The sequence below is a fragment of the Duganella fentianensis genome (assembly GCF_964031615.1).
Classification (GTDB): domain Bacteria; phylum Pseudomonadota; class Gammaproteobacteria; order Burkholderiales; family Burkholderiaceae_D; genus Rugamonas; species Rugamonas fentianensis_A.
Genome location: NZ_CAXIQN010000009.1, coordinates 349,719 through 373,362 on the forward strand (window position 1 = coordinate 349,719; position 23,644 = coordinate 373,362).

The following is a 23,644-nucleotide window of genomic DNA, read 5'->3' on the forward strand; positions in this document are numbered from 1 at the left end:
AATGGCAGATCCCAACGACAGTCCTGATACCGAATTTATGAAACGATTTTTGCTGAGCCTGGCAGTGCTGGGCATGTTCAGTCTGGAAGCTGCGCGGGCGGCTGATGATGCAGCACAGTGCACGGCCGCTGCCGGCACTTATCGCAGCGGGGTCATCGTCAAGGGACCGAAGTTTGCCCATGGGCAGTACCGTAAAGGGGTGGAACTGTCCCATACCCACTTGAAAATGAAGGCAGATCAGGATGGCCAGATATACGACATCGCCATCGATAATGTTTTCGCTCAGGGCTTTGATCCCCGGCAGCAAAGCGTGCCGGCCTCGCTGGAACGGATACGGGTGAACGACCGTGTGGCCGTGTGCGGCCAGTTGTACACGCGCGGCGGGGTAGGCATACACTGGGTGCATACCAACTGTGGCAAGCGCCCCACGCCCAACAAGCCGGATGGCTGGATCAAGCTGGTGGGCCCGGATGGCCGGACCGGCGCCAATATCGAAGACAATAGCGCCTATTGCGGCCTGTTCAAGCACTGATCGCCGCCCCAGTAGTGCTGTGCTTGCTATACTGATGCTTAGTCGTTACTTCTGGGGATAGGTTTGCAAGTCTTTAAAAAACGCTGGCAGCGCTGGGGCGCTGGGGTGGCAGGTGCGCTGGGTGTGTATGCGCTGGCCGGCGGCTGGCTGTTGCCTAGACTGATCAAGAGCGAGCTGCCGGCACTGGTGGCTAGCGAACTGGAACGCAAGGCCAGCGTGGCCGATGTGCGTTTCAACCCTTTCACCTTGCGCCTCTCCCTGCAGCAACTGGCGCTCACCGAAGCCAATGATGCGCCGCTATTCAGCCTCGAACAGCTGGAAGTGGAATTGCAGTGGCGCTCGCTGCTGCGGCGCGCCTGGTGTCTGGGCGATATCCGCTTAGTCGGGCCGCAGCTGCAACTGGCGATCGCGCCGGACGGCAGTTTCAATATCGCCCAGTTGCTGGCCACGCTGGACAAGCACAAGAAGGACGAAGCGGATAGCGGCATGCCCCGACTGGTGGTAGGCCATTTCACGCTGGAGCAGGGCAAGGTGGTGATGCAGGACCGCCATGCCGGCTATCGTGATACGTTTGCGCCTATCGATTTCACGCTTAATAATCTGAGTACGCTGCCGGACGATAACGGCGATTACACCCTGAGCGCCGACGCCGCGCTGGGTGGCAAGCTGCGCTGGAAAGGCAAGGCCTCGCTCAACCCTATCAGTGCCAGCGGTGAGCTAGCGCTGGAGAATGTGGCGCTCGCCGGCCTGTCCAGCTATCTCAAACCATTTGTCCGCATGGGCGTTTCGGCAGGGCGCCTGTCGGCCAGCTTGCCCTATCAATTACGCTACCAGAATGGTCTGGTGGCAGCGAGTCTGAACGGCGCCAGTGTGGGACTGGCCGATCTGGCGCTGCATCAACAGGGCGTGACTACGCCATTTGCCCGCGTGAAGAAATTCGATATCAGTGGCGTAGACCTCGATCTGGCGAAGCAGACGCTGAGTATAGGCGGCATCGGCCTGCACGGTGGTGCGCTGGCGTTGCGGCGTGACGCCCGCGGCATGCTGGATCTAGCTGGACTGGCAGTGCCGGCACCGGCTAGCGCGCCCGCTGCAAAGGCCGCAGCACAGAAAACTGGGGCTGCCTCCATGAAGGCAGCAACCCCGGCCCCGTGGAAGGTGCAGTTGAAGCAGCTCGATCTGGATGGCGTGGCACTGAGCGCCATCGATGAAAGCGTGCAGCCGGCCCTGAAAGTCAATGCGGCCCAGTTGGCGCTGCATCTGAATCTGCAAGCGCAGACCGGCCAGCAGGGCATGCAGCTGCAGCTGGCCGATGGCCGTCTGGCGCTGGACAATCTGCAGTTGCAGAGCGGCGCGGCGACCCCCTTCAAGCTGGCGCGTCTGGCGCTGGAACAGGGCGCCGTTGATCTGGCGGCGAGACGTGCCAGCGTGGGCAAGCTGGTATTCGATGGCGGCCAGCTCGATCTGTCGCGCGATAGCAAAGGACAGTTCCTGCTGCTGCAGGCACTGCCGCAGGCGAAGAATGACGGCCAGCCCAGCCAGCCGGCTGCGCGGACTGCGGCGGCTTCCAGTGCCAGCGCCAGGCCATCCGGCCGGGCTGCGACGGCACCGGCATGGGCTGCAAACATCAAGCGGGTCGAGTTCAATCGTTTTGGCGCACGCTATGACGATGCGGCCAGCGGCATCAAGGCTAATGTGCAGGACTTCCGCCTCGCGCTGAACGATGTGAGTAGCGATCTGGCCCGCGCAGTGAGTTTCGATACGGCGCTGACGGTACGCGAAGGGGGCCAGTTGCAGGCGCAGGGCAAGCTGGTGCCGGCCAGTGGCGGGGTGGAAGCAGACCTCAAGCTGAACAAGCTGGCAATCGCGCCGGTGCAGCCTATGCTGGCCAAATATCTGCGCCTGAAAATCGGCAGTGGTGCCATTTCGACGCAAGGGCATCTGCATGTGGGCGCTGGCATGGCCAAAGATCCGGCACTGCGCTATGACGGCGGGCTGGATTTCGACGAGCTGGTGCTGAACGAAGACGATGGTGACCGCTTCGCGCACTGGAAGCTGCTGCGTGCGGAGAAGCTGGCCTTCAGCCTGAAGCCGGATCTGCTCGATATCGGCGAACTGCGTCTGGTCGAGCCGGATGCGACGCTGATCATCGAAAATGACCGCAGCTTCAATGCGGCGCGGCTGCTGGTACCGCAGCCAGAGGCGGGTACACCCGCCCCAGCGGCAGCTGGTGCTAATGCCACTACGAACGCCGCTGCGGCCACACCATTCCCCCTGAAGATACGCCGCCTGCGTCTGCAGAACGCCAAGCTGGCGTTCACGGACCTGAGCTTGCGTCCGCAGTTCGGTGCCAAGATGTACGAGTTGAACGGGGTGATTACCGGCCTGTCTACGCGCGCCGATGCCAGCAGTCAGGTAGAGATCGATGGCCGCGTGGACGAATACGGTTCCACCCGCATCCGTGGCAAGCTCAATCCTTTTGTACTGGCCGATAACACGGATCTGAGCGTAATCTTCAAGAACGTGGACATGGTGTCGGCCTCGCCCTACAGCATGAAGTTTGCCGGTTACCGCATCGCCGAAGGCAAGATCTCGCTAGACCTGCAGTACAAGGTGCGGCATGCTCAGCTGGAAGGCAATAACCAGATCGTGCTCGACAAGCTGACCCTCGGTGAACGCATCGATAGTCCCGATGCACTGCATCTGCCGCTGGAGCTGGCGCTGGCCATCCTCAAGGATAGCAACGGCCGGATCGAACTCGGCGTGCCCGTATCGGGCGATCTGAACGACCCGCAGTTCAGCTATGGCGCAGTGGTCTGGAAAGCCATCGGCAACATCATGAGCAAGATCGTCACTTCGCCGTTCCGTGCACTGGGCAGCCTGTTCGGCATCAGCGGCGACGAATTGGAAGCCATCAGCTTCGATGCCGGCAGCGCCACACTGCTGCCGCCGGAACGCGAGAAACTCAAGCAGGTAGCGCAGATACTGGCGAAGAAGCCGCAACTGCAGCTGTCGGTGCCGGGCCAGTATGGCGAGGCGCTGGATGGCGCGGCACTGCGCCAGCAGGCGGTGCGCCGTACGGTGCTGCAGCGCGCCGGCGTAACGCTGGCCGCAGATGAAGCGGCCGGACCACTGGATATCGGCCAGCGCAAAGTGCGTTCGGCCTTGCGTGACCTGTATGCGGAACGCTTTGGCGCAGCCGCGCTGGATCAGCAGAAGAAGGCCGCCGAGGCTGCCGCAAGTGCCGGTGTCAAAGGCGGCGCAGGCGCAGGCTCCGGCGCGGGCAATCCGGCTGGCGGCGGGCAGGGCGCGCAAGCGCAGAACGGTGCGGAGCAGAAGCTGCCCGTGCTGCAGCGTATGGCCAAGCTGGTGCAGGGCGAACCGCAGGTGGCCGATGCCAGCGCCTTCTATCAGCAGTTGCAGCAGCGGCTGGAACAGCAGCAGGCCTTGCCGGCCGATGCGCTGCGCCAGCTGGGCACACAGCGCGCCCAGAGCATACTGGCCGCTTTGAAAGAAGCCGGGGTGGCGCCGGAGGCAGCGAAGGCAGTTGCTGCGCAGGCCGTGGACGCACGCGGCGAGCAAAGTCTGCCACTGAAACTGCAACTGTCAGCGAAATAATATAAACAATATGACTGATCGTTCCGCAGCGGGTGCCAGACCTGCCGGTAGCGCACTGCTGGCCGGTGTGGCCCTGCTGGCTAGCCAGATTTCGCTGAATCTGGGTGCGGCGCTGGCCAAGCATCTGTTCCCGCTGATCGGGGTGGAAGGCGTGGCATCGTACCGGGTGGGGATAGCGGCCATCATCATGCTGGCCGTGTTCCGTCCCTGGCGTACGCCGCTGACGCTGGCGCAGGGTATCAATGTGGCCATCTACGGCAGCGTGATCGGGTTGATGAATCTGCTGATCTACCGTTCCTTCAGCCGCATCCCGCTGGGCATCGCCGTGGCCATCGAAGTTGCCGGGCCGCTGACGGTAGCCGTGCTGTCCTCGCGCCGCCCGCGCGATCTGGTAGCGGTGGCGCTGGCTGCCGTGGGGCTGTACTTCCTGCTGCCTATCCACGATGGCGTCAACCAGCTTGATCCGATTGGTGTAGCGTATGCGGCCGGCGCGGCGGTGTGCTGGGGGCTGTACATCGTGTTCGGCAAACGTGTCTCGGTGATGCATGGTGGGCAGTCGGTGGCATGGGCCATGCTGGCCGCTTCCGTGTTCATCGTTCCCATCGGCGCGTGGTACGGCGGCAGCATGCTGCTCACGCCGTCCTATCTGGCCATCGGCCTGGCGATTGCGCTGATGTGCAGCGCCTTGCCCTACACGCTGGAGATGCTATCGATGCGGCGCCTGTCGCAGCGTACTTTCAGCATGTTCAGTAGTGCGGCGCCGGCGTTGAGCGCGCTGGCCGGTATGCTGGTGCTGGGCGAAAGCCTGAGCGCGATCCAGTGGCTGGCGATTGCCAGCATGGTGGCGGCATCGGTCCTGACCACGCTGGGCTGACAGGGAAGCAGAAAAAAATTCTGCTGGAGGGCGGTTGCCAAGCACGGCGCGGGTGGGCTAGTATGGAAGCCGATGCACTTGCATCAGCGTCGCTCGGACGGTTCCGGGCGCTTACGTGAGAACTCCATGACTGATACCACTCCGTCGCGCAGCTTTGCGCGCATAGATCGCCTTCCCCCTTATGTTTTCAATGTCACCGCCGAACTGAAACTGGCGGCACGCCGCCGTGGCGAAGACATCATCGATATGTCGATGGGTAATCCGGATGGTGCGACACCGTCCCACATCGTCGAGAAACTGATCGATACCGTCAAACGCCCCGATACGCACGGCTATTCCGCCTCCAAAGGCATACCGCGTCTGCGCCGCGCCATCACCAAGTGGTATCAGCGCCGCTACAACGTGGAGTTCGATGCCGACAGCGAAGCCATTGTCACCATCGGTTCCAAGGAAGGTCTGGCGCACCTGATGCTGGCCACGCTCGATCAGGGCGATACGGTGCTGGTGCCTAACCCTAGCTACCCTATCCACATCTGGGGCGCCGTGATCGCCGGTGCGAACATCCGTTCCGTGCGCATGACGCCCGGCGTGGACTTTTTCGACGAGCTGGAACGGGCCGTACGCGAGAGCTATCCCAAGCCGAAAATGATGATCCTCGGCTTCCCGTCGAATCCTACTGCGCAGTGCGTGGAACTGGATTTCTTCGAGCGGGTAGTGGCACTGGCCAAGCAGCACAACATACTGGTGGTACACGATCTGGCCTATGCCGATATCAGCTTCGATGGCTGGAAGGCGCCGTCCATCATGCAGGTGCCCGGTGCGCGCGACGTGGCGGTGGAATTCTTCACGCTGTCCAAGAGCTACAACATGGCGGGCTGGCGCATCGGCTTCATGGTGGGTAACCGCGAACTGGTGGCGGCACTGGCCCGCATCAAGAGCTACCACGACTACGGCAGCTTTACGCCTGTGCAGGTGGCGGCGATTGCGGCGCTGGAAGGCGATCAGCAGTGCGTCAGCGATATCTGCGCGATGTACCAGAGCCGGCGTGACGTGCTGCACAAAGGCTTGTGCGAAGCAGGCTGGCAGGTGGAGAAGCCGAAAGCTTCGATGTATATCTGGGCGCCGATACCGGAAGCCTACCGCCATATGGGTTCGCTGGAATTCTCCAAGCTGCTGCTGGCCGAAGCCAAGGTTTGCGTCTCCCCCGGCATCGGTTTCGGAGAGTATGGCGATGGCTATGTGCGCTTCGCCCTGATCGAAAACGAGGCGCGCATCCGGCAGGGGCTGCGCGGTATAAAGGCGATGTTGCGCAAGCCTGAGTAAATTCGCAGCGCATTTACGCCGCATCAAATCGCGCTTTTGATGCGGCGGCTATGGTAGCGAAATTAAGCTACCGGAGCCACGAAGATGTCCACTTCAACCGTACAGATTTGTTTGCGCCGGCTGCAGGCACTGGCGCGTCAGGCCGAACGCTGGCTGGTGCTGCGGCTACTGCCGCAGATCATGGCCACGCTGCCTTTGTGTTTTCTGTGCTGGCGCCATTGCCGTATGCTCGACGGCAAGATCGTGCGCTTGCATAAAATTAGCAGCAAGCTGGAACGCTGGCAGCGCACCATCCGTGCATATGGCAGCGACCCCAGAGCACAACTGGAACTGCTCGACGTTGACCATGCGATGCGTAACGAGATGGCCGCCACGCGCGATATGCTGTGGGGCTTGCGCGCTGATTGCATCGATGTGGAACGGATGTTCAACCAGTTCGGTTACCGCTCGTCCCGTTTGCAGCAGCGTCAGGCGGCGCTGATGACTGTGCTCGATCAATGCTGCGTGGCGGCCAGCAGCGTGCTGGCCGTGATCGCCGAGCACGATGCGGCAGTGCTGCAACGCTTGCGCGCCCACAGCACTGCCTAGCATCAGGCCGTTTCCAGTACGATCTTGCCGCGTGCGCGGTTGCTCTCGATCAGGGCGTGGGCGCGTTTCAGATTCTCGGCATTCAGCGTGCCGAAAATCTCCGTCAGCGTGGTATGCAGCACACCGGTTTCCACCAGTCTGGCGACATCGTTGAGCAAGCGGTGCTGGGCGATCATATCGCCAGTCTGGAACATCGAGCGGGTGAACATGAATTCCCAGTGCAGCGACACACTTTTGCGTTTCAGCAAGCGGATATCGAGGCTCTCCGGATCATCGATCAGCGCCACCTTGCCTTGCGGCGCCACCAGTTCGGCGATCGTCGCCCAGTGCTGTTCGGTCTGGTTCAGGCTGGCCACATAGGTCACCGGCGGCAGCCCCAGACGGGCGATTTCCTGCTGTAGCGGCTGGCTGTGATCGAGCACATGGTGAGCGCCCAGTTCGCGCACCCATGCTGCCGTTTCGGGACGCGATGCCGTGCCGATCACGGTCAGCCCCGTCAACTGGCGCGCCAGTTGCACGAGAATGGAACCGACCCCTCCGGCCGCGCCGATCACTAGCATCGACTGGCCGCTCTGGCCTTTATCGCGGCTCACCTGCAGCCGCTCGAACAGCAGTTCCCACGCGGTGATGGCGGTCAGAGGCAGCGCGGCGGCCTGGGCAAAATCGAGATTGACGGGCTTATGCCCGACGATGCGTTCATCCACCAGATGCAGCGCGCTATTCGTTCCGGCGCGGGTCAGATCGCCCGCATACCAGACCTGATCGCCCGGTTTGAACAGGGTCACCTCAGGGCCGACAGCACGCACGATGCCGGCCGCATCCCAGCCCAGCACCTTGTCGCTGCCTGCGGCGGGCGCAACATTGCGGCGGATTTTCACATCGACGGGATTGACCGACACGGCGCGCACTTCCACCAGCAGATCGCGCCCCTGCGCCACAGGATCAGGCAGTTCGACATCGATCAGGGCAGCGGCATCGCTGATAGGCAGGGACTTGCGGTAGGCAACAGCTTGCATGGATAGCTCCGGAATAAGGGGAATGGGCGTATGATGATTTATTCTGAATATTTGAAAAAGATGGCTCTCGATGAAATACTTTCAAAGGAATTTTGAAAATTGCTGAGGCTAGATGATCTGACCGTGTTCGTCCGCACGGCCGATAGTGGCAGCCTGTCGGCGGCAGCGCGGGAGCTGGCCATTTCGCCCGCGCTGGCCAGTGCCGCGCTGAAACGGCTGGAAGCCACGCTGGGCTGGCGTCTGCTGGCCCGCACCACCCGCACGCTGCGCCTGACTGAAGAGGGCGCCAACTATTTACGCCATGCGCGTGAAGCGTTGCGGCTCTTGCAGGAAGGGCAGGACGCGTTGCAGCAGGGGCAGGATACGCCGGGCGGCCTGCTGCGCATCGCCATGCCGTCTGACCTGGGACGCAATTTTCTGTTGCGCTGGCTGGATGAATTTCAGGCGCTGTATCCACGCGTGAGTTTCCAGCTCAGCGTAAGCGACCGTGTTTCCGATCTGTACCGCCAGCCCGTCGATCTGGCGATTCGCTATGGCCGGCTGGAGGATTCCAGTCTGGTGGCCTTGCCGCTAGCGCCCGACAACCGCCGTGTGCTGGTGGCTGCCCCCGCGTATCTGCAACGCCATGGTGTACTGGTCACATTGCAGGATCTGCTACAGCACAACTGCCTGCGTTTCATGGTCGACGAGGTGATACATGATCGCTGGCAGTTCGGGCAGGGCAGCACGCTGCAGGAATTGCACGTGCAGGGCAATCGTAGCGCCGACGATGCCGATGTGGTGCGGCGCTGGGCCGTGGCTGGTCTGGGCATCGCCTATAAATCGCGGCTGGATCTGGCTGACGATATCCGCGCAGGGCGCTTGCAAGTGCTGCTGCCGCAACTGGCAGGCGAAGCGGCGCCATTGAATATGCTGTGCATGCACCGCCAGCACATTACGCCGACGGTGTTACAGCTGCGCGATTTCCTGCGCGAGCGCTGTATGCAGGCTTAGGAAGTTATTAAATCGGCAGCACGACGCTTGCTGAATGATAAATTCCGCTTACCATAGCCACACCTCACCTGTGGAGATGCTCCTATGAATGAAACCCAGCGCGATATTCTCAGTGCCGGTTTTTCGCTAGCGCTGATAGCGCTTGCCGCCTTTGTCATGCACCGCTTCTTCCTGCCGCTGGTCTGGGCCGGTATTCTGTGTGTGGCAACATGGCCGCTGTATGTGCGCCTGCGCGCCCGCATGGGTGGGCGCGAGGTGCTGGCCGCTGCCGTGCTGACGCTGCTGATGCTGGCCGTGTTCGTGTTGCCGCTGGCGCTGGGCGTGACGCAAGCTGCGCGGCAGGCGCCGGAACTGGCAGCTTTCATCGTCAAGGCCAATACGGACGGCCTGCCCGTGCCAGCCTTCGTGTCCAGTCTGCCCATGGTGGGCGACTGGATCAACGATTGGTGGCAAGCCACACTGAGCCAGCCGCACGGACTGGCCCATCTACTGTCCGAGCATGAAATCAATGGCCTGCATTCGGCCAGCGATATGATTAAAGTGGTTGGTGCCGGTTTTATGCACCGCCTAATGGACTTCGGTCTGGCTTTCCTCTGCCTGTTCTTCTTCTACAAAGATGGCGCCGCTCTGAGCCGCCAGATCCATGCCATCGGCAGTCATTGTGTGAGCGAGCAGCGCTGGGCCCATTTCTCCGCCAAAGTACCGACGGCGATACGCGCTACCGTCAACGGGCTGGTGCTGGTCGGACTGGCCGAAGGTGTGCTGATCGGCCTAGGCTATGCACTGGCTGGTCTGCATTCGGCCGCCGTGTGGGGCGCCGTGACCGGCATACTGGCGATTATTCCGTTCGGCGCACCGCTTGCGTTTCTGAGCGCTGCTGCGCTGCTGGCGAGTCAGGGTGCCGTGGCCGGTGCCATAGCCGTGGCCGTCTGGGGGAGCATTGTGCTGTTCGTGGCGGACCACTTTGTGCGGCCCGGCATGATAGGCAACGCCACTCGCCTCCCTTTCCTCGCCGTGCTGTTTGGCATACTGGGCGGGGTAGAAACGCTGGGACTGGTGGGCCTGTTTATCGGCCCGGTGGTCATGGTGCTGTTTGTGACGCTGTGGTACGAGGCCAATCTGTTTGATGACGGTAGGCCAGTTGCCACACCCAGGTGAGGAGCGCCCACGACGCTGCCGCATCAGCGGGCAGATCGGGCGACTGGGCGGGGCAACTGGCGCCGGCAACCATTAGTGCGCTTTCGACAGAATCAGCAGCCAGCGGCCGAATACCAGCACTTCGAGGTGGCCGGCCTGTACGCCCGTGTCGCACTCGAGGATAGGATTGACAGCGTAGTAGCGCTTGCGGAAGTCACGGCACACTAGCAATTCACGTTTACCCATGCGTACCATGAAAGAAGTCGGCAAGTATTCCATACCGAAGCGGGAACCAAAGCTGCTATTCAATGTAGTCATGTCGTTTCCTTTGAATGCGTTGTGTTAATCGAGGAGTTCAGAATAGCACAACTACTGTATGAATAAACAGGTACTGTGTAAATAAACAGTAAATTTGCTTTTTTGTGGTTTTTCCACCAACTTGAACGGGAAGTAGCATTGACTGACCAAATTTTCAGCAAAGTAGTGCGTTTCATCGAGGCAAGGTTATCGCCGCGGGAGGAATTCGGCCTGCAACTGACGGCCGGCGTGCTGCTGGTGGCGCTGGCCATGGCGATTTTCCATGCGCTGGCCGTGGCCGTATTAGGTCAGAGCGGGATTACCGTACTGGATGAGCAGGTGGCGCAATGGTTCCATGCGCAAGCCTACGAACCGCTCACCACGGTGATGCGCTTTATTTCTATGCTGCACACCGGCCTGCCCATGGTGCTGCTGGTGCTGGCACTGGCCTGGTACTTCTGGCGTAGCGGTGCGCACTACTGGCTGCTGGCCGTGCTGCTGGCCACGCCCACGGGCGCCTTGCTGAATGTGGCGATCAAATACACCATACAGCGGCCCCGGCCCGTATTCGATGAACCGCTAGTGTCTTTAATGACGTATAGTTTTCCTAGCGGCCATACGGCGGCCGCCACCATGTTCTGGGGGCTGCTGGCCTGCTATCTGGTGATCGTGCGGCCCCAGTGGCATGCGCGCTTGCTGGCCGTGCTGCTCAGTATCAGCATGGTGCTGCTGGTGGCGCTGAGCCGTCTGTATCTGGGCGCGCATTATCTGAGCGATGTGCTGGCGGCGATGGCGGAAAGTGTGGCGTGGCTGGCGATCTGGCTGACGGCGCTGTCGACCTTGCGGCGCCGCCGCGTACGCGCAGCGCGTCAGCGTGCGGCGCTGCAGAGCGCCGGGGCGGATTAGGTGGAACGGAACGGAGCGGGCGGTATGCACGAGGAGCATCAGCTGGAACGGGTGGTCGTGCTGATTAATGCCAGTGCCGGTAGCGGCTCCGATGCTGCGCGGGTGGCGGCGCTGGCGCAGCAGTTCCGCCAGCATGGCCAACTGGTCGATGTGCTGCTGGCGCATAGCGGTGCGGATTTGATCAACCATGCACGCCAGGCGGTGGCGCAAGGCGTGGCCACTGTGGTAGCGGGGGGCGGCGATGGGACCATCAATGCCGTGGCTGCGGCGCTGGTGGGCAGCCGCACGCGGCTAGGGGTGCTGCCGCTCGGCACGCTCAATCACTTCGCCAAGGATATGCATATACCGCTGGCGCTGGAAGCGGCCATTGCCACGGTGGTGCACGGGCAGGTAGTACAGGTGGATGTGGGCGAGGTGAATGGCCGCATCTTCCTGAATAATTCCAGTCTGGGCATTTATCCCGACATTGTGCGCGACCGCGAGCAGCAGCAGCGCCGCTTCGGCCGCGGCAAGTGGCCGGCCTTTGGCCGCGCCGTATTTGCCGCGCTGCGGCGCTTTCCGTTCCTGTCGCTCGATCTCACCATCGATGGCGTGCAGCACACGCGCCGCACACCATTTATTTTCATCGGCAATAACGAATACCAGCAAGGCTTGAGCACGGGGCGGCGCAACCGGCTCGATGCTGGCCACCTGTGCCTGTATGTGGCGCAGCGGCCCACCCGTCTGACTTTGCTGCGCTATGCGCTGCAACTGCTGTTCGGCAAACTGGTGCAGGCGCGCGATTTCGACGTGCTGCAGACTACTGCGCTCACGATTGCTACCCGGCGGCGCCATTTGCGCGTGGCCACAGATGGCGAGGTCACGCGCATGAAGCCGCCACTACACTACCGCTCGCTGCCTGCTGCGCTGCAGGTTATCGTTCCCCGCTGAAAGGCTGCTATGCGTACCATCGTCCATCTCTCCGATCTGCACTTCGGCCGCGTCGATCAGGCTTTGCTGGCGCCGCTGCAGCGCTGTGTGGCTGCGCTGGAGCCCGATGTGCTGGTGGTTTCCGGCGATCTGACCCAGCGGGCCCGCACGGCCGAGTTTCAGGCGGCGCGGGCATTTCTCGATACGCTGCCGGGGCCGCAGATCGTGGTGCCCGGTAATCACGACATCCCCCTGTATAACGTGGCCAGCCGTTTTCTGGCGCCGCTGCGCAAATATACGCGCTACGTGACGCTGGATCTGATGCCGGAATTTGTCGATGACGAGATTGCCGTACTGGGCATCAATACGGCCCGTTCGCTGACCATCAAGGATGGCCGCATCAACCGCCAGCAGATCGAGCAGATACACCAGCGCATGAGCGCGGTCGATCCTCACCTGACCCGCATCGTGGTCACCCACCATCCGTTCGATATGCCGGATGACTATGATGCGAAAGATCTGGTCACGCGCGCGCCGCAGGCCATGCAGGCGTTTGCCAATTGCGGGGTGGACCTGCTGCTGGCGGGCCATCTGCATGTGAGCCATGCCCACAATACGGCGCAGCGCTACGAGATCAGCGGCTATGCGGCGCTGATGGTGCAGGCTGGCACCGCCACCTCCACCCGTGCGCGCGGCGAGCACAATACCTTCAACGTGCTGCGGGTGGCGCATGACCGGGTGCAGGTAGAGCGCTATAGCTGGCATGCTGCCAGTGGCGAGTTTACGCCTTGCCAGAGCGAGTACTTCCAGCGCACTGCGGGTGTCTGGACGGAGCAGTGCTGAGGCTGCGGCTGCGCCACTACAGCCAGTAGTGCATCAGGCTGGCCGCCCATTCGCGTAGCCGGTCCAGCCATGAGCGCTGCTGCCACGCGGCGCGGGTGATCTCATCCGAGTTGCGCAAGTCTTCCTGAAACGCCAGTTCCATCTGCTGGCCAAACTCCGTGCCCAGTACCACCACATTCAGTTCGCTGTTGTGCAGAAAGCTGCGCGTGTCGATATTGGTCGAGCCCACGGTAGACCAGAGGCCATCGACCACCGCTGTCTTGGCGTGCAGCACGGTGAGCCTGAGGTGGTAGATTTTCACACCGCTATCGAGCAGCTGGTCGTAATAGGCGTGGCCGGCATAGAACACCAGCCCGCTATCGGAGACGCCGGGCAATATGATGCGCACGTCCACCCCGCGCCGTGCTGCGGCGGTGAGGGCATCGATGGTGTGCTGGTCCGGCACGAAATAGGCTGAGGTCAGGTGGATACTGCGGCGCGCCTGCTGGAACGCTAGCTGGTAGGCCTGATAGATGTCGAAGCGGTCAGTGCTGTCGCTGCCCAGCACCCGCACCAGCTTGTCGCCGGCAGTAACGGTGGGCGGAAAGTAATCGGCGTCGGGCAGGTTCTGGCTATCTTGCGCGGCCCACTGGCGCACGAACAGCCACTGGAAAGCCTGCACGGCGGGGCCTTCCACTTTGATGTGGGTGTCACGCCAGCCTAGCTGTTCGGCGCTGCCATGCTGGCGGCGCTGGCCGGAGGAATGGAACAGCGAACTGCGCGCATAGCTGCTGCTGATGTTGATGCCGCCCGTGAAGGCCACGCGACCATCGACGATCAGCACTTTGCGGTGGTCGCGCTGGTTGAGTTCCCAGTGGTCGCTGCGCAGACGGGCGGGATTGACGGGGTTGAATTCCAGCAGGCGGATTCCGGCAGCGCGCATACGCTGGAAAAATTCGGCCGGCACGCCCAGTGTGCCCACGCTGTCGTACATGATGTTGACGCTGACACCGGCGCGCTGCCTGGCGATCAGCGCGTCGGCAAACTCCAGGCCCAGCCCATCCTGATCGAAGATATAGGTTTCCAGATTGATGTGGTTGCGCGCTGCCCGTATGGCTTTGAGCATTTCTGCCATGGTTTGCGGGCCGTCGAACAGCAGGGTGCAGCGGTTGCCGGCGATCAGGGGCACGCCCGTGGCTTGCTGTTCGAGGAGAGCTTGAGTTGCCGGATCGAGCCGCCCTTGGGGCCAGCGCTTGGCCAGCAAGGCGCGCGCCCGCGTGGTCGATAGGGCACCTTGCGCGCCCTGTATGCGGGGTGTCGCAGCGGGAGCGGTGGCGGGGGCGGGGGCTGGCAGGGAGGCGCAGGCCGCGCACCAGCAAACGCACAGCAGTGCCACGATCAGCCCTCCGTTCCAGCGCACGCGTGGCATCGTCAGTCTCCCGGTGCGGCGGCGGGTGGCTCGGCGGCGCCGAAGAAGAAGCGGATCGGACCTTGCCGCCAGCGCTTCAGTAAGGCCCCCAGCAGTTGCCAGCCTTGGCGGAAGCGCGCCTGTCGTGCGCGTAGTGCCACCCACAGCGCCAGCCCGAAGCTGACCAGCAGGTTGATCGTGCCGATGGCGAGGAAGCCGGCGATAGAAGTGAGCACCAGCTGCCAGCTAGCCTGATGGTCGAGCGCTACCATGGCCGTGGCGAAGTTGGCCGAGGAAAACGTGACGTGACGGATATCCAGCGGCAGCCCCAGCAGAAAGCCTAGCAGCGGCATCACGCCCAGCAATACACCGAAATAGAAATTTCCCATCAGGCCACCCAGATTGTTTTCCAGATAGTGCCCGAGGCGGGCTAGACGCGGCGCACCGATCACCCGTTCCAGCGTGCGCAACTGCATGATGCGGTTGGCCCAGCGGGTGTATAGCGCCTTGTTGTCGTAGTAGCCCGAAATCAGGCCGGCCAGAAACAGGCAGACGCCGGCGATGGCCGCATACAGTAAGGTATAGGGATTGAATGGATCGATATCGTGCAGCAGGTGCATGGCCTTGTCGGGCGTGATCAGTGGCTGGCCCGTCAGATACGGCCAGCTGTAGGCAATCAGCCATGCGGTCGGAATGGCCGTGGCCAGATTGCCCAGTACCGCCATATTCTGGGTGCGGATCACGCGGTTGCACAGTTCGGCCATGCTGTCGATATCGATGTTGCGGCCATCCTTGCTGTGCAACTCGGCCGCAATATGCGAGGCCGTCATGGCTGGCTGCTTGGTGGCGACCGTGAAGTGCAGCAGATGGATGAACATAAAGCCCAGCGAATAGTTCATGGCATACAGGAAGGCGGCCACCAGCGGGGCCGTGCGCAGGTGCGACATCAGCAGCTTGAACAGCGCCATGAAACCGATAACCAGACCGGCGCCAGCCGAGGAGTACAGCATGGCGCGCAGCTGGCTGCGGTCGTCGGCGACATAATGCTCGCCCGTGTGGCTGGCGTTTTCCGTGACATTGCGTGCCAGCAGGTTGATGTTATCCCGGATCAGATCGCGCACCAGATATTTGTTGCTATGGGCGCCTATCAGCTCCTGTGCCAGTGCCAGTGCGGCCATGCGGCGCGCCTGACGTTCCATCGGCTCTACCAGTTCCAGCAGCTTGCGCAGGCGCTGTATGCTCTGGCTCAGCGTTACCAGCAGATAGGTGAGGGCGATACTGGTGCCCTGACTGAGTGCTTTCTTGCGGATACTGGCGATGACCTGATCGCACTGGTCCAGCATCACGCCCAGATGGCTGCCATCTTCTGCTGGCAGCTCAGGCTGAAGCTGGCGCTGCTGCAGGTTGTCCAGATAGCGTAGCACTTCCACGTTCTGCGCCAGAAAGGGCGATTCATAGGTTTCTATTTCGCTGTGAAAATTGGTCAGGCGCGGCTCCAGTCCGATCGCGCTGATGCGGTAGGACAGCGTGCGCATGGCTTCCAGCAGGCCGGGCAGCATCAGCTGCTCGGGCGGCTCGCTGCCGGCGGCGCAGATCACATCGAGCAGCTCCAGCCAGTCCTCGGCCGGTACGGCGGCAATCCAGTGCTGGTCGCTGCGTCGGATCAGCACACGGTCGAGTGCATCGCTCAGATAGTCATCACCCAGCGCGGGCGGCAGGATGCGGTAGGACACACGTTGCTTGAGTTCGCTGAAGAAACCGTCGTTGGAAAGCACCCCGGTTTCTGTGTACAGGCTGGCGTGGCGGCGGCTGCGCAACAGCGTGCAGGCATACTGGTACAGGGCCGCAGCATGCTGGGGATTACCCCGTAGTAGCTGGCACAGCGTGCGTACCCGATACACCGCATCGGCGCTGGCGCGCGGGCTGCGTGGGCGCAGGGTGGCCACCAGTTCGGCCATCAGGCCGAGCTCATTACTGTTGCCATCAAGGCGTTCAAGTATCTCTAGCATGGCGTAGGTAATAGTTGGGGATGTTGCAGTCTAGTACAGCCCCGTTCTCTTGTATGTTCGCTAGCGTACATACAGCCCCAGCTGCTCTGCCTGTGCTGATCCGTGCTAAATTGTCTGTTTTCAAGACGATCGGGAACGCGTATGTATCTGACTTACTTCAACGGTGGCTGGTCCGAGGGCAATACGCCCCTGTTTGGCGCGATGGATCACAGTGTCTGGCTGGGCTCGTCCGTATTCGATGGCGCACGTGCCATCCGTGGCCGCCTGCCGGACTTGCGCCTGCACTTGCAGCGGGTGATCAATTCGGCCGAACGGGTAGGACTGGTGTGCCCCCTGTCGGTGGATGAAATGGAACAGCTGGTGGTGGAAGGCGTGGCCAAATTCCCACCTGATGCCGAGTTGTACGTGCGTCCGCTGGTGTTCGGTACCGATGGCCTGCTGGTGCCGACCAAGAGCGCGTTTGCACTGACCTTATTCGATGCACCCATGCCGAAGTTCCACGGTTTTTCGGCCTGTCTGACAGCGCTGCGCCGGCCTGATCCTTCCATGGCACCGACCGATGCCAAGGCTTCGGCCCTGTATGCGAACTCCTCGAAAGTGATACGCGAAGCGCAGCAGCGCGGTTTTGACACGGCGGTGGTGTGCGACAGTCTGGGCAATGTCGCCGAGTTTGCTTCGGCCAATCTGTTCTTCGTCACGCCTGAAGGCAAGGTGGTCACGCCAGTGGCCAACGGGACTTTCCTGTCCGGCATTACCCGTGCCCGCGTGATCGCTTTGCTGGCGCACGAAGGCATCGCGGTGGAAGAACGTACGGTACGGCCGGAAGAACTGGAAACGGCTGTGGAGATCTTCAATACGGGTAACTATGGCAAGGTGTCGCCATGTACCCGTTATGAAAACCGCCCTTTAGCGATCGGCCCTATCGCCGCGCTGGCGCACGCCCGCTATATGGCGTTTGCCGGTCTGGCCTGAACGTGCGCTAGCGAACGGTAGCGGCTACTTCGGCGTGCAGCTGGCCTTGAGCCAGCGGCCCGTCGATTCCACGGTGAATTTCTGCATGCGGCCATCGCCGGCATCGCTGCTCGCTTCCATACTGCTGGTGAAAGCGCTATCGCCTTGCATTAGTACCGTGCCCTGACCGCGCGCCAGCGGTTTGCTGCACTCGTAGGACAGGCTGTAGCCACCCGCGATGGCGATGCGCTTGCTGCTGCACTGGCCCTGTGCGGGTAGGGGCAGTTCCTTGCTGGCGGCCATTTCCGGCGTAATGCAGTAAGGCCGGCGCAGCGCGCCGTCACTTTTCACGGGCGGCAGTGTCACGCCATTCTGCTGCAGCATGCTGTCCAGCCGGGCCCGCTGCTCCGGGGGCAGGCTGTCCAGCTGCTTGACGGCCGCGCTGATGGCCTGATCGGTCTGGGCATCGGCACTTTTTACCTTGACGCTCAGTTCCCACAGGCCAGGCCGGATGTTCTGGGCGCCTGCCTGTGTGCTTGCCGCCAGTAAAAGTAAAGTCATTGCGCGGAATTTCATGGTGACGTCCTCGATGGTGGGAAGCACAGCATAAACCATCGTCGCTGCTGAGACTAGCCTAGAGCCCCCGTCCGTTAATCAGGCGCAGCAGCACCATGATGATGGCGATCACCAGCAGCACATGAATGAAACCGCCGATGGTATAGGACGTCACCAGTCCCAGTAGCCAGAGGATGATGAGTACGACAGCAATGGTGTATAGCATGGCAATCTCCTGAACGTAGTAAGCGTAATCAGGCCGCTGGCCAGTGTTCACAGCCAGCGGCACTGGATCGGATAGTCGCTTGCCCGGCAATTGCCGTCCGTACGCTGCCGTACTTAATTGGCGCGCAACTGACCGTTCACAATACGCACGGCATCGCCTTCATGCCATTGTGGCTGGGCCGACTGGTGCAGCACGCGGCGCGCGCCGTTATCCATGCGTACGGTAATTTCCCAGCTGCGCGTGCTCTTCATATTGCCTTCCACTTGGTTGCCGGCCACGGCGCCGCCTACTGCACCGGCCACCGTGGCCAGCTGGCGACCATGGCCGCTACCGATCTGATTGCCCAGCAGACCGCCGAGGATGGCGCCGCCGGCCGCCCCCACGCCCGTGCCCTGGCCGCGTTGCTCGACACTGCGGATAGCACTGATCACGCCGCAGCTATTGCACACGGCCGGGGCAGGCCGCGCAGCTGGCTGGCTTTCCGCCATGGCGCGGCTGCTGTCTACCGCTGCGTAGCGCTGTTCTGGTGCCAGTGCTGGCGCTGCGGCTAATGCGGGCGCTGCGGCCAATGCGGGCGCCGCTGCGGGCGCCGCACCGTCGATGGCACTGGCAGCGGGCAGCCAGCCCATGATGGCGGCACTGCCGACGCCGCAGAACAGCAGCACCGCAACCGCGGCGCTTAGGAGTAGCGGGTGCAGGGGGCGGACCGCAGCTTGGTCAGGGTGGGCTGCGGCAGTGCCGCCGATATTGTTGATGTTGTCCATGATGGGCCTCGTCGTAATGTAGTCGATGATGGCAAGATTTTCCGCGAGGACATCTTTTTCTTCCGTGCGTCAGCGTACATACAGCACATCTTTGCAGCTCTACGCTGCCGCTATGCTTACTGACGCCACCATCGATCTCACCCCTGCTGTGCAGCGCCTGCCCGAGAATTTGCTGCTGGCAGCGCTGCCGGAGTCCGAACGCGCGCTGTTGCTGGCGCAATGCGAGACAGTGCGGGTGCAGGCTGGGCAGTTGCTGTATGAGGCAGGGCAGGCGCCTGCCTGCGTGTTCTTCCCGCTCGACACGTTGGTGTCGCTACTGGCGGTGGCCGACGGCCGCTCGACGCTGGAAGTGGGCGTGGTGGGGTGCGAAGGCATGCTGGGCGCTGCCGTGCTGCATGCGGGGCGGCCACTACCGCTACGCGCGGTAGTTCAGCGCAGCGGTTGCTTGCTACGGGTGGAATCTGGCCGTTTCGGCCAGCTGTACCGGCAGATGCCGGTGCTGCAGCAAGCGCTGCACCTGTACACGGAAGCCTTGCTGGCGCAGGTCATACAGATCGCCGTATGCAGCCGCTTCCACATGCTGGAAGCGCGGCTGGCGCGCGTGCTGCTGATGACGCGGGACCGTCTGCACACGCAGAAGTTTCACCTGACCCACGAATTTCTGGCCCAGATGCTGGGTGTGCGGCGGGTGGGCGTGACTAAGGCCGCTTGCGCCTTGCAGGATAAGCAGCTGATAGGCTATAGCCGCGGCAACATCGAAATCCTCGATGCCGCCGGGCTGGAACAGGTGGCTTGCCGTTGCTACGGCCTGGTGCGCGCGGCTAGCGCGGTGGCTTGCTGACCTGATTGCCGATCACGCCACCGACGGCGGCGCCACCCACGGTGCCGGCCGCACTGCCGCCCGTTAGCACCGAGCCGGCGACGGCACCCAGACCGGCACCGATGGCGGTATTCTGGTCGCGTGCCGACATATTGCTGCATGCACTCAATGCCATGCTGGTGCCCAGCAGGGCGACGAGGCCCAGTTTGCGTATGCTGTGTTTCATGTTGTTCTCCTGATCTGATGAGCCGCGCGGGCAAAACTGCCGGCGGCCTGACGCATACTCGCGTGCGGCCGTCACAGCAGCTTGACGCCAGCTTATGCCGGCCGCTGTGTCCGTTCTGTACGCTAGCGCACGTTACGGGACGGGGGGGGGCGTGCGCCGCTCTGCGAGCAGGCTGGCGCAGTCGGTGTCGGCGTTGCTGCCGCTGCTCATCAGGGGCAGGATGGCAGCCACGGGGGCCACGGCGGCCAGTGCCAGCGCGCCACCTGCGCGCAGGGCCAGCACTTTCTTATCGATGCTGATGTCGGGCTGTTTGAAGCTGCCGTGCAGATAGATAGGCGCGCGTAGGGAAATGATGCGCACCCCTTTGGCCTGCGGCCGTAGCGTCAGGTTCAGCTGCTCCTTACTCAGACTGACCTGACCTTCCACATCGATGCGCGCATCGGTGGTGTCGGCCGCGAACAGGCGGGTCTGCATCAGACCGTTGCGCACGGTGAAATCGCTGATCAGGCAGTTCAGCTGTACCTGCCGGTCGCCCACCAGTCTGGTGAGCACCACGCTGCCCAGATTCAGCCCCATTTCTTCCAGCAGCAGCTTGCTGATACTGCCCCGGCTGACCACGCCGCGCAGCTCGCCATTTGCGCTGGCCAGCATGCCGGCCACCGAGTTGCCCTGCGCCGTGAGCGCCAGTTCGGCATTGACTTCGCCCACCGTGGCCTGCATGGCGGCGATGCGGGGGAATAGCTGGGCCAGATGCAGGTGACGGGCATGGGCCTTGAGATCGGCCCCGATGGCATCGGCCAGCGGGCTGCCACTGCCGTCGAGTTTCAGGCTGGCATCGAAGCTGCCACCGGCAATCTCGAATTGCAGCGGCTGTAGACGCAGCACACCATCTTGCAGCAGGATGCGGGTATCCACCTGCGCGATCGGCAAATCCTGCTCGCGCGTGATGCGGCCCGCGCGGAAGCGCACGTCGGCATCGAGTGCGCTCCAGCGGGCCTGATGAAAAGTTTCCACCGGCAGTACTTTATTGGCCGGCTGCACTGGCGCCACACCGCGCTGCTGTTTGCTCTGGTTAGAATCGGCGCCTATCAGCGGGCCCAGATCACTGAGCCGCAGCAAGCCTGCCTGCACCGCACCCGTCAGTTGCGGCCGCTTCATGGCCGCACCGTAGCGGTATTCGAGATTGCCCGCGATGTCGGAGCCGCCCACACGGCCCATGAAAGACTGATATTGCCAGCGGCTGGCCTGCGCGCCCAGTTCGCCATGCAGATGGCCGGCCGTGCTGAAGGGCGGGGTTTCCGGTAGCAGCACGCCGGTCAGACCGTACAGGCGCGCCATGCTGGCGCCGGACAGGCTCAGTTGCAGATCAAGGCTGGTGAGCTGGGCGGGCCGCACCAGTGTGCCGCTCAGGGCCATGCGGCTACCGCCGACGTCGAGCACGGCTTGCAGCGGGTAGGGCCGTTTCTGTTCCTGTAGGCCTAGCAGGGCGCCGGCCTTGCCTTCTCCCTGCACCGGCTGCTGCTTCCAGTGCCCTTGCAGTTGCCATGCCACACCGTAGGGGGCGGCGTGCTCCAGTGTCTGCATGGTGGCGCTGAGGTCTAGCTGCTGTAGTGCATCGCGTAGCTGCAACTGGCCATCACCCAATTGCAGCGTCTGCAGTTCCAGCCGCCATGCCGTGGCTTTCTGCGGCGGCGCGAACCCCCAGTTGTGCTGGCCGTCGGCGCGGCGTAGCAGATGCAGCTGCGGCTGCTCCAGCCGCAGCATGGGAATCACGATGCGCTGTTGCAGCAGCGGCAGCAATTCGATTTCAAGCAGTGCACTGGCGATGCTGGCCAGTTCGCCCTGTTCCGCCATGCTGGCCGGATTGGCCAGATGCAGATCGCGCGCCAGCAGACGCGGCATGGGCAAGTAGGCGCGCCAGCCGTGCTGGTCAGCGCCGAGTTCCGGCCTGTGCCAGCTGAGGGTCAGATCGCCGCGGATCGCAAACGGGCGTTGCAGGGCCAGACTGATTTTTTCGTTAAGCCAGGGGCGGGCGCGGTTCCAGTCCGTGGTGTTGAGCAGCACTACGGTGAGTACCAGCACAAGCACCAGCAGCGCGGCTGGTACGGTTAGCAGCAGCGCGATACGGCGGCGTAGGGGCATGGCAGCACTCCTCGGATGGACTGGGTGGACTAGGTGGTAGGTGGCGCTAGCTTACACCGCTTGCACCAGCCTTGCAGTGTGCTGTTGGCTGAGCGGTGCCTGAGCCGCTTGCGTGCGTCAACGAACGGAAACTCTGCCCCTTGCGGGGCTAAGGTGATGGTATCGACAGGCTAGATAAGGAGAACGACGATGAAGCGATCAGCATATCAGGGCGCCCGCGCGGCGGCGCTGTTGCTAGCGGTGGGTGCAGGGCTGGCCGGCTGTGCCAGCCAGAAGACCCCGGCCACGGCGGATGTAGCAGTCTCCCGTGCCGCGGTCGATGCGGCGGCCAGTGCCGGTGCGGCCGAAGTGGCGCCGGCAGAAATGGAAGCGGCGCGCGCCAAGCTGATGCGGGCCAATCAGGCGCTGGCCACGCGCGATTATCAGGCGGCGGCCGACTGGGCCAATCAGGCTGAAGCTGACGCCCGGCTAGCCCAGAGCAAGGCCAGTTCGGCCAAGGCAGCACAGGCAGCGGAAGAAGTCCAGCGCAGCATACAGGCGCTGCGCGATGAACTGGCGCGCAGTGCCCATCCGGTCACACGCTAGGGAGAATGATCATGTACATCAAGAAAAAAACTGCGATTGCCGATGTGACATGGCCAGCTTTGTGGTGGAACCAGCTACCCAAGCTACTGCTGGTCCTGTTGCTGCTGCTATGGCTGGCCGCTTGCAGTACCACGCCCATGAGCACCATGCTGCTGGATCAGACCCGTAGCGACTATCAGGCGGCGCAGAACAATCTGGCCGTGAGCACGTACGCGGCCACGGAATTCCGTGATGCAGGCGCAGCGCTGGAGCAGGCCAATGCAGCGGCAGGGCGGCGCGAAAGCAGCGAGCAGGTTGATAAGCTGGCTTATGTGGCGCGGCAGAAGATCGCCACGGCGCAGGAAGTAGCGCGCCAGAAGCAGGCCGAAGCCAGCGTGGCGGCGGCCGGTCAGGAACGCGATGCGCTGCGTTTGCAGCAGCGTACCGTGGAAGCCGATCAGGCCCGCAGCGAAGCCGAGCGCGCCAAGGCGCAGGCTGCGGCGATGGCTAGCAGTGCGCGCGAAGTGGCAGCGCGTAATGCCGCCCTGCAGCAGCAACTGGCCGATTTGCAGGCAAAGCAGACCGAGCGCGGCATCATCATTACGCTGAGCGATGTGCTGTTCCAGATCGATAAGGCCGAACTCAGTGCCGATGGCATGCGTACGGCGCAGAAGCTGGCCGATGTGCTGATGCAGGCCCCTCAGAGTGTGGTGCTGATCGAAGGCTTTACCGATAGCACGGGTTCTGCTGACCACAATCTGCAACTATCGCAGCGCCGCGCCGAAGCGGTGCGCAATGCCCTGATCGGCTTGGGGGTGGCGCAGGAAAAGATCGCCACGCGCGGTTATGGCGCTGCCTATCCCGTGGCCAGCAATAGCGATGCCGCCAGCCGCCAGTTGAACCGGCGCGTGGAAATCGTGCTGTCGCAGAACGGCGCGCCCATCGCCAGCCGCCATTAAGCAAG

General features: G+C 62.7%; 23 protein-coding genes. 14 read left to right on the forward strand and 9 right to left on the reverse strand.

Features of this window, described 5'->3' with window-relative positions; translation table 11 throughout:
• The first annotated feature begins 37 nt into the window (after positions 1-37).
• The 5 genes from ABNT42_RS07435 to ABNT42_RS07455 all read left to right on the forward strand — a co-directional run bounded on the left by ABNT42_RS07435 (position 38) and on the right by ABNT42_RS07455 (position 6,935).
• The gene (locus ABNT42_RS07435; RefSeq protein WP_348696005.1) at positions 38-532 is read left to right on the forward strand and encodes a hypothetical protein; all 495 of its coding nucleotides are present in this window, start codon (positions 38-40) and stop codon (positions 530-532) included.
• Between the two features lie 63 nt (positions 533-595).
• Positions 596-4,150 (forward strand): DUF748 domain-containing protein, encoded by a 3,555-nt coding sequence (locus ABNT42_RS07440; RefSeq protein ID WP_348696007.1) that lies wholly within the window; start codon positions 596-598, stop codon positions 4,148-4,150.
• Positions 4,151-4,160: 10 nt separating this feature from the next.
• Complete coding sequence (locus ABNT42_RS07445; protein WP_348696010.1) at positions 4,161-5,024, forward strand: EamA family transporter; 864 nt, start codon at positions 4,161-4,163, stop codon at positions 5,022-5,024.
• A 126-nt stretch (positions 5,025-5,150) separates the two neighbouring features.
• A complete protein-coding gene (gene alaC, locus ABNT42_RS07450) occupies positions 5,151-6,347 on the forward strand; it encodes an alanine transaminase (protein WP_348696013.1) in 1,197 nt (398 codons plus the stop codon).
• Positions 6,348-6,431: 84 nt separating this feature from the next.
• Positions 6,432-6,935: a hypothetical protein gene (locus ABNT42_RS07455; RefSeq protein ID WP_348696016.1), complete on the forward strand. Its 504-nt coding sequence runs from the start codon at positions 6,432-6,434 to the stop codon at positions 6,933-6,935.
• Between the two features lie 2 nt (positions 6,936-6,937).
• On the opposite strand, the gene ABNT42_RS07460 is transcribed toward ABNT42_RS07455, so the two are convergent.
• The gene (locus ABNT42_RS07460; RefSeq protein ID WP_348696018.1) at positions 6,938-7,951 is read right to left on the reverse strand and encodes a zinc-binding alcohol dehydrogenase family protein; all 1,014 of its coding nucleotides are present in this window, start codon (positions 7,949-7,951) and stop codon (positions 6,938-6,940) included.
• A gap of 99 nt (positions 7,952-8,050) precedes the next feature.
• Between ABNT42_RS07460 and ABNT42_RS07465 the strand changes: the two genes are divergently transcribed.
• Together ABNT42_RS07465 and ABNT42_RS07470 are read left to right on the forward strand one after the other, a co-directional pair.
• A complete protein-coding gene (locus ABNT42_RS07465; RefSeq protein ID WP_348696020.1) occupies positions 8,051-8,944 on the forward strand; it encodes a LysR family transcriptional regulator in 894 nt (297 codons plus the stop codon).
• An 84-nt stretch (positions 8,945-9,028) separates the two neighbouring features.
• On the forward strand, positions 9,029-10,102 hold the full coding sequence (locus ABNT42_RS07470) for an AI-2E family transporter (RefSeq protein ID WP_348696022.1): 1,074 nt from the start codon (positions 9,029-9,031) through the stop codon (positions 10,100-10,102).
• A gap of 72 nt (positions 10,103-10,174) precedes the next feature.
• On the opposite strand, the gene ABNT42_RS07475 is transcribed toward ABNT42_RS07470, so the two are convergent.
• Positions 10,175-10,399: a hypothetical protein gene (locus ABNT42_RS07475; protein ID WP_348696024.1), complete on the reverse strand. Its 225-nt coding sequence runs from the start codon at positions 10,397-10,399 to the stop codon at positions 10,175-10,177.
• Between the two features lie 138 nt (positions 10,400-10,537).
• On the opposite strand from ABNT42_RS07475, the gene ABNT42_RS07480 reads away from it, so the two are divergent.
• Genes ABNT42_RS07480 through ABNT42_RS07490 form a run of 3 tightly spaced genes read left to right on the forward strand, consistent with a single transcriptional unit; the run spans position 10,538 to position 13,036 of the window.
• Positions 10,538-11,284, forward strand: a complete 747-nt coding sequence (locus ABNT42_RS07480) for a phosphatase PAP2 family protein (RefSeq protein WP_348696026.1) — start codon at positions 10,538-10,540, stop codon at positions 11,282-11,284.
• A 24-nt stretch (positions 11,285-11,308) separates the two neighbouring features.
• Positions 11,309-12,214, forward strand: coding sequence for a diacylglycerol kinase family protein (locus ABNT42_RS07485; RefSeq protein ID WP_348696028.1), 906 nt, complete (start codon positions 11,309-11,311; stop codon positions 12,212-12,214).
• Positions 12,215-12,223: 9 nt separating this feature from the next.
• Positions 12,224-13,036, forward strand: coding sequence for a metallophosphoesterase (locus ABNT42_RS07490; protein ID WP_348696029.1), 813 nt, complete (start codon positions 12,224-12,226; stop codon positions 13,034-13,036).
• Positions 13,037-13,052: 16 nt separating this feature from the next.
• Here the strand turns inward: ABNT42_RS07490 and cls are convergent, their stop codons facing one another.
• Both cls and ABNT42_RS07500 read right to left on the reverse strand, forming a co-directional pair.
• Entirely contained in the window at positions 13,053-14,444 is a 1,392-nt protein-coding gene (gene cls, locus ABNT42_RS07495) for a cardiolipin synthase (protein ID WP_348696031.1), read from the reverse strand.
• 2 nt (positions 14,445-14,446) lie between these two features.
• Positions 14,447-16,432, reverse strand: coding sequence for a site-specific recombinase (locus ABNT42_RS07500; RefSeq protein ID WP_348696033.1), 1,986 nt, complete (start codon positions 16,430-16,432; stop codon positions 14,447-14,449).
• 141 nt (positions 16,433-16,573) lie between these two features.
• On the opposite strand from ABNT42_RS07500, the gene ABNT42_RS07505 reads away from it, so the two are divergent.
• Entirely contained in the window at positions 16,574-17,404 is an 831-nt protein-coding gene (locus ABNT42_RS07505) for a branched-chain amino acid aminotransferase (RefSeq protein WP_348696035.1), read from the forward strand.
• Between the two features lie 24 nt (positions 17,405-17,428).
• Here the strand turns inward: ABNT42_RS07505 and ABNT42_RS07510 are convergent, their stop codons facing one another.
• From ABNT42_RS07510 to ABNT42_RS07520, 3 genes are all read right to left on the reverse strand, one after another.
• Entirely contained in the window at positions 17,429-17,944 is a 516-nt protein-coding gene (locus ABNT42_RS07510) for a DUF3617 domain-containing protein (RefSeq protein WP_348696037.1), read from the reverse strand.
• A 73-nt stretch (positions 17,945-18,017) separates the two neighbouring features.
• Complete coding sequence (locus tag ABNT42_RS07515) at positions 18,018-18,164, reverse strand: lmo0937 family membrane protein (RefSeq protein WP_155434136.1); 147 nt, start codon at positions 18,162-18,164, stop codon at positions 18,018-18,020.
• Positions 18,165-18,277: 113 nt separating this feature from the next.
• The gene (locus ABNT42_RS07520; RefSeq protein ID WP_348696039.1) at positions 18,278-18,928 is read right to left on the reverse strand and encodes a glycine zipper 2TM domain-containing protein; all 651 of its coding nucleotides are present in this window, start codon (positions 18,926-18,928) and stop codon (positions 18,278-18,280) included.
• Positions 18,929-19,040: 112 nt separating this feature from the next.
• Here ABNT42_RS07520 and ABNT42_RS07525 point away from each other — a divergent pair, with 112 nt between their 5' ends.
• Positions 19,041-19,769 carry a Crp/Fnr family transcriptional regulator gene (locus ABNT42_RS07525; protein WP_348696041.1) on the forward strand — a complete coding sequence of 243 codons (729 nt, stop codon included), beginning with the start codon at positions 19,041-19,043 and terminating at the stop codon, positions 19,767-19,769.
• On the opposite strand, the gene ABNT42_RS07530 is transcribed toward ABNT42_RS07525, so the two are convergent.
• On the reverse strand, positions 19,750-19,974 hold the full coding sequence (locus tag ABNT42_RS07530; RefSeq protein WP_348696043.1) for a glycine zipper 2TM domain-containing protein: 225 nt from the start codon (positions 19,972-19,974) through the stop codon (positions 19,750-19,752). The genes ABNT42_RS07525 and ABNT42_RS07530 overlap by 20 nt on opposite strands.
• 132 nt (positions 19,975-20,106) lie before the next feature.
• Complete coding sequence (locus ABNT42_RS07535) at positions 20,107-22,116, reverse strand: AsmA family protein (RefSeq protein ID WP_348696045.1); 2,010 nt, start codon at positions 22,114-22,116, stop codon at positions 20,107-20,109.
• A gap of 189 nt (positions 22,117-22,305) precedes the next feature.
• On the opposite strand from ABNT42_RS07535, the gene ABNT42_RS07540 reads away from it, so the two are divergent.
• Both ABNT42_RS07540 and ABNT42_RS07545 read left to right on the forward strand, forming a co-directional pair.
• Positions 22,306-22,701, forward strand: a complete 396-nt coding sequence (locus ABNT42_RS07540) for a DUF4398 domain-containing protein (RefSeq protein WP_348696047.1) — start codon at positions 22,306-22,308, stop codon at positions 22,699-22,701.
• A gap of 137 nt (positions 22,702-22,838) precedes the next feature.
• Positions 22,839-23,639 (forward strand): OmpA family protein, encoded by an 801-nt coding sequence (locus tag ABNT42_RS07545; protein WP_348696109.1) that lies wholly within the window; start codon positions 22,839-22,841, stop codon positions 23,637-23,639.
• Positions 23,640-23,644 lie beyond the last annotated feature (5 nt).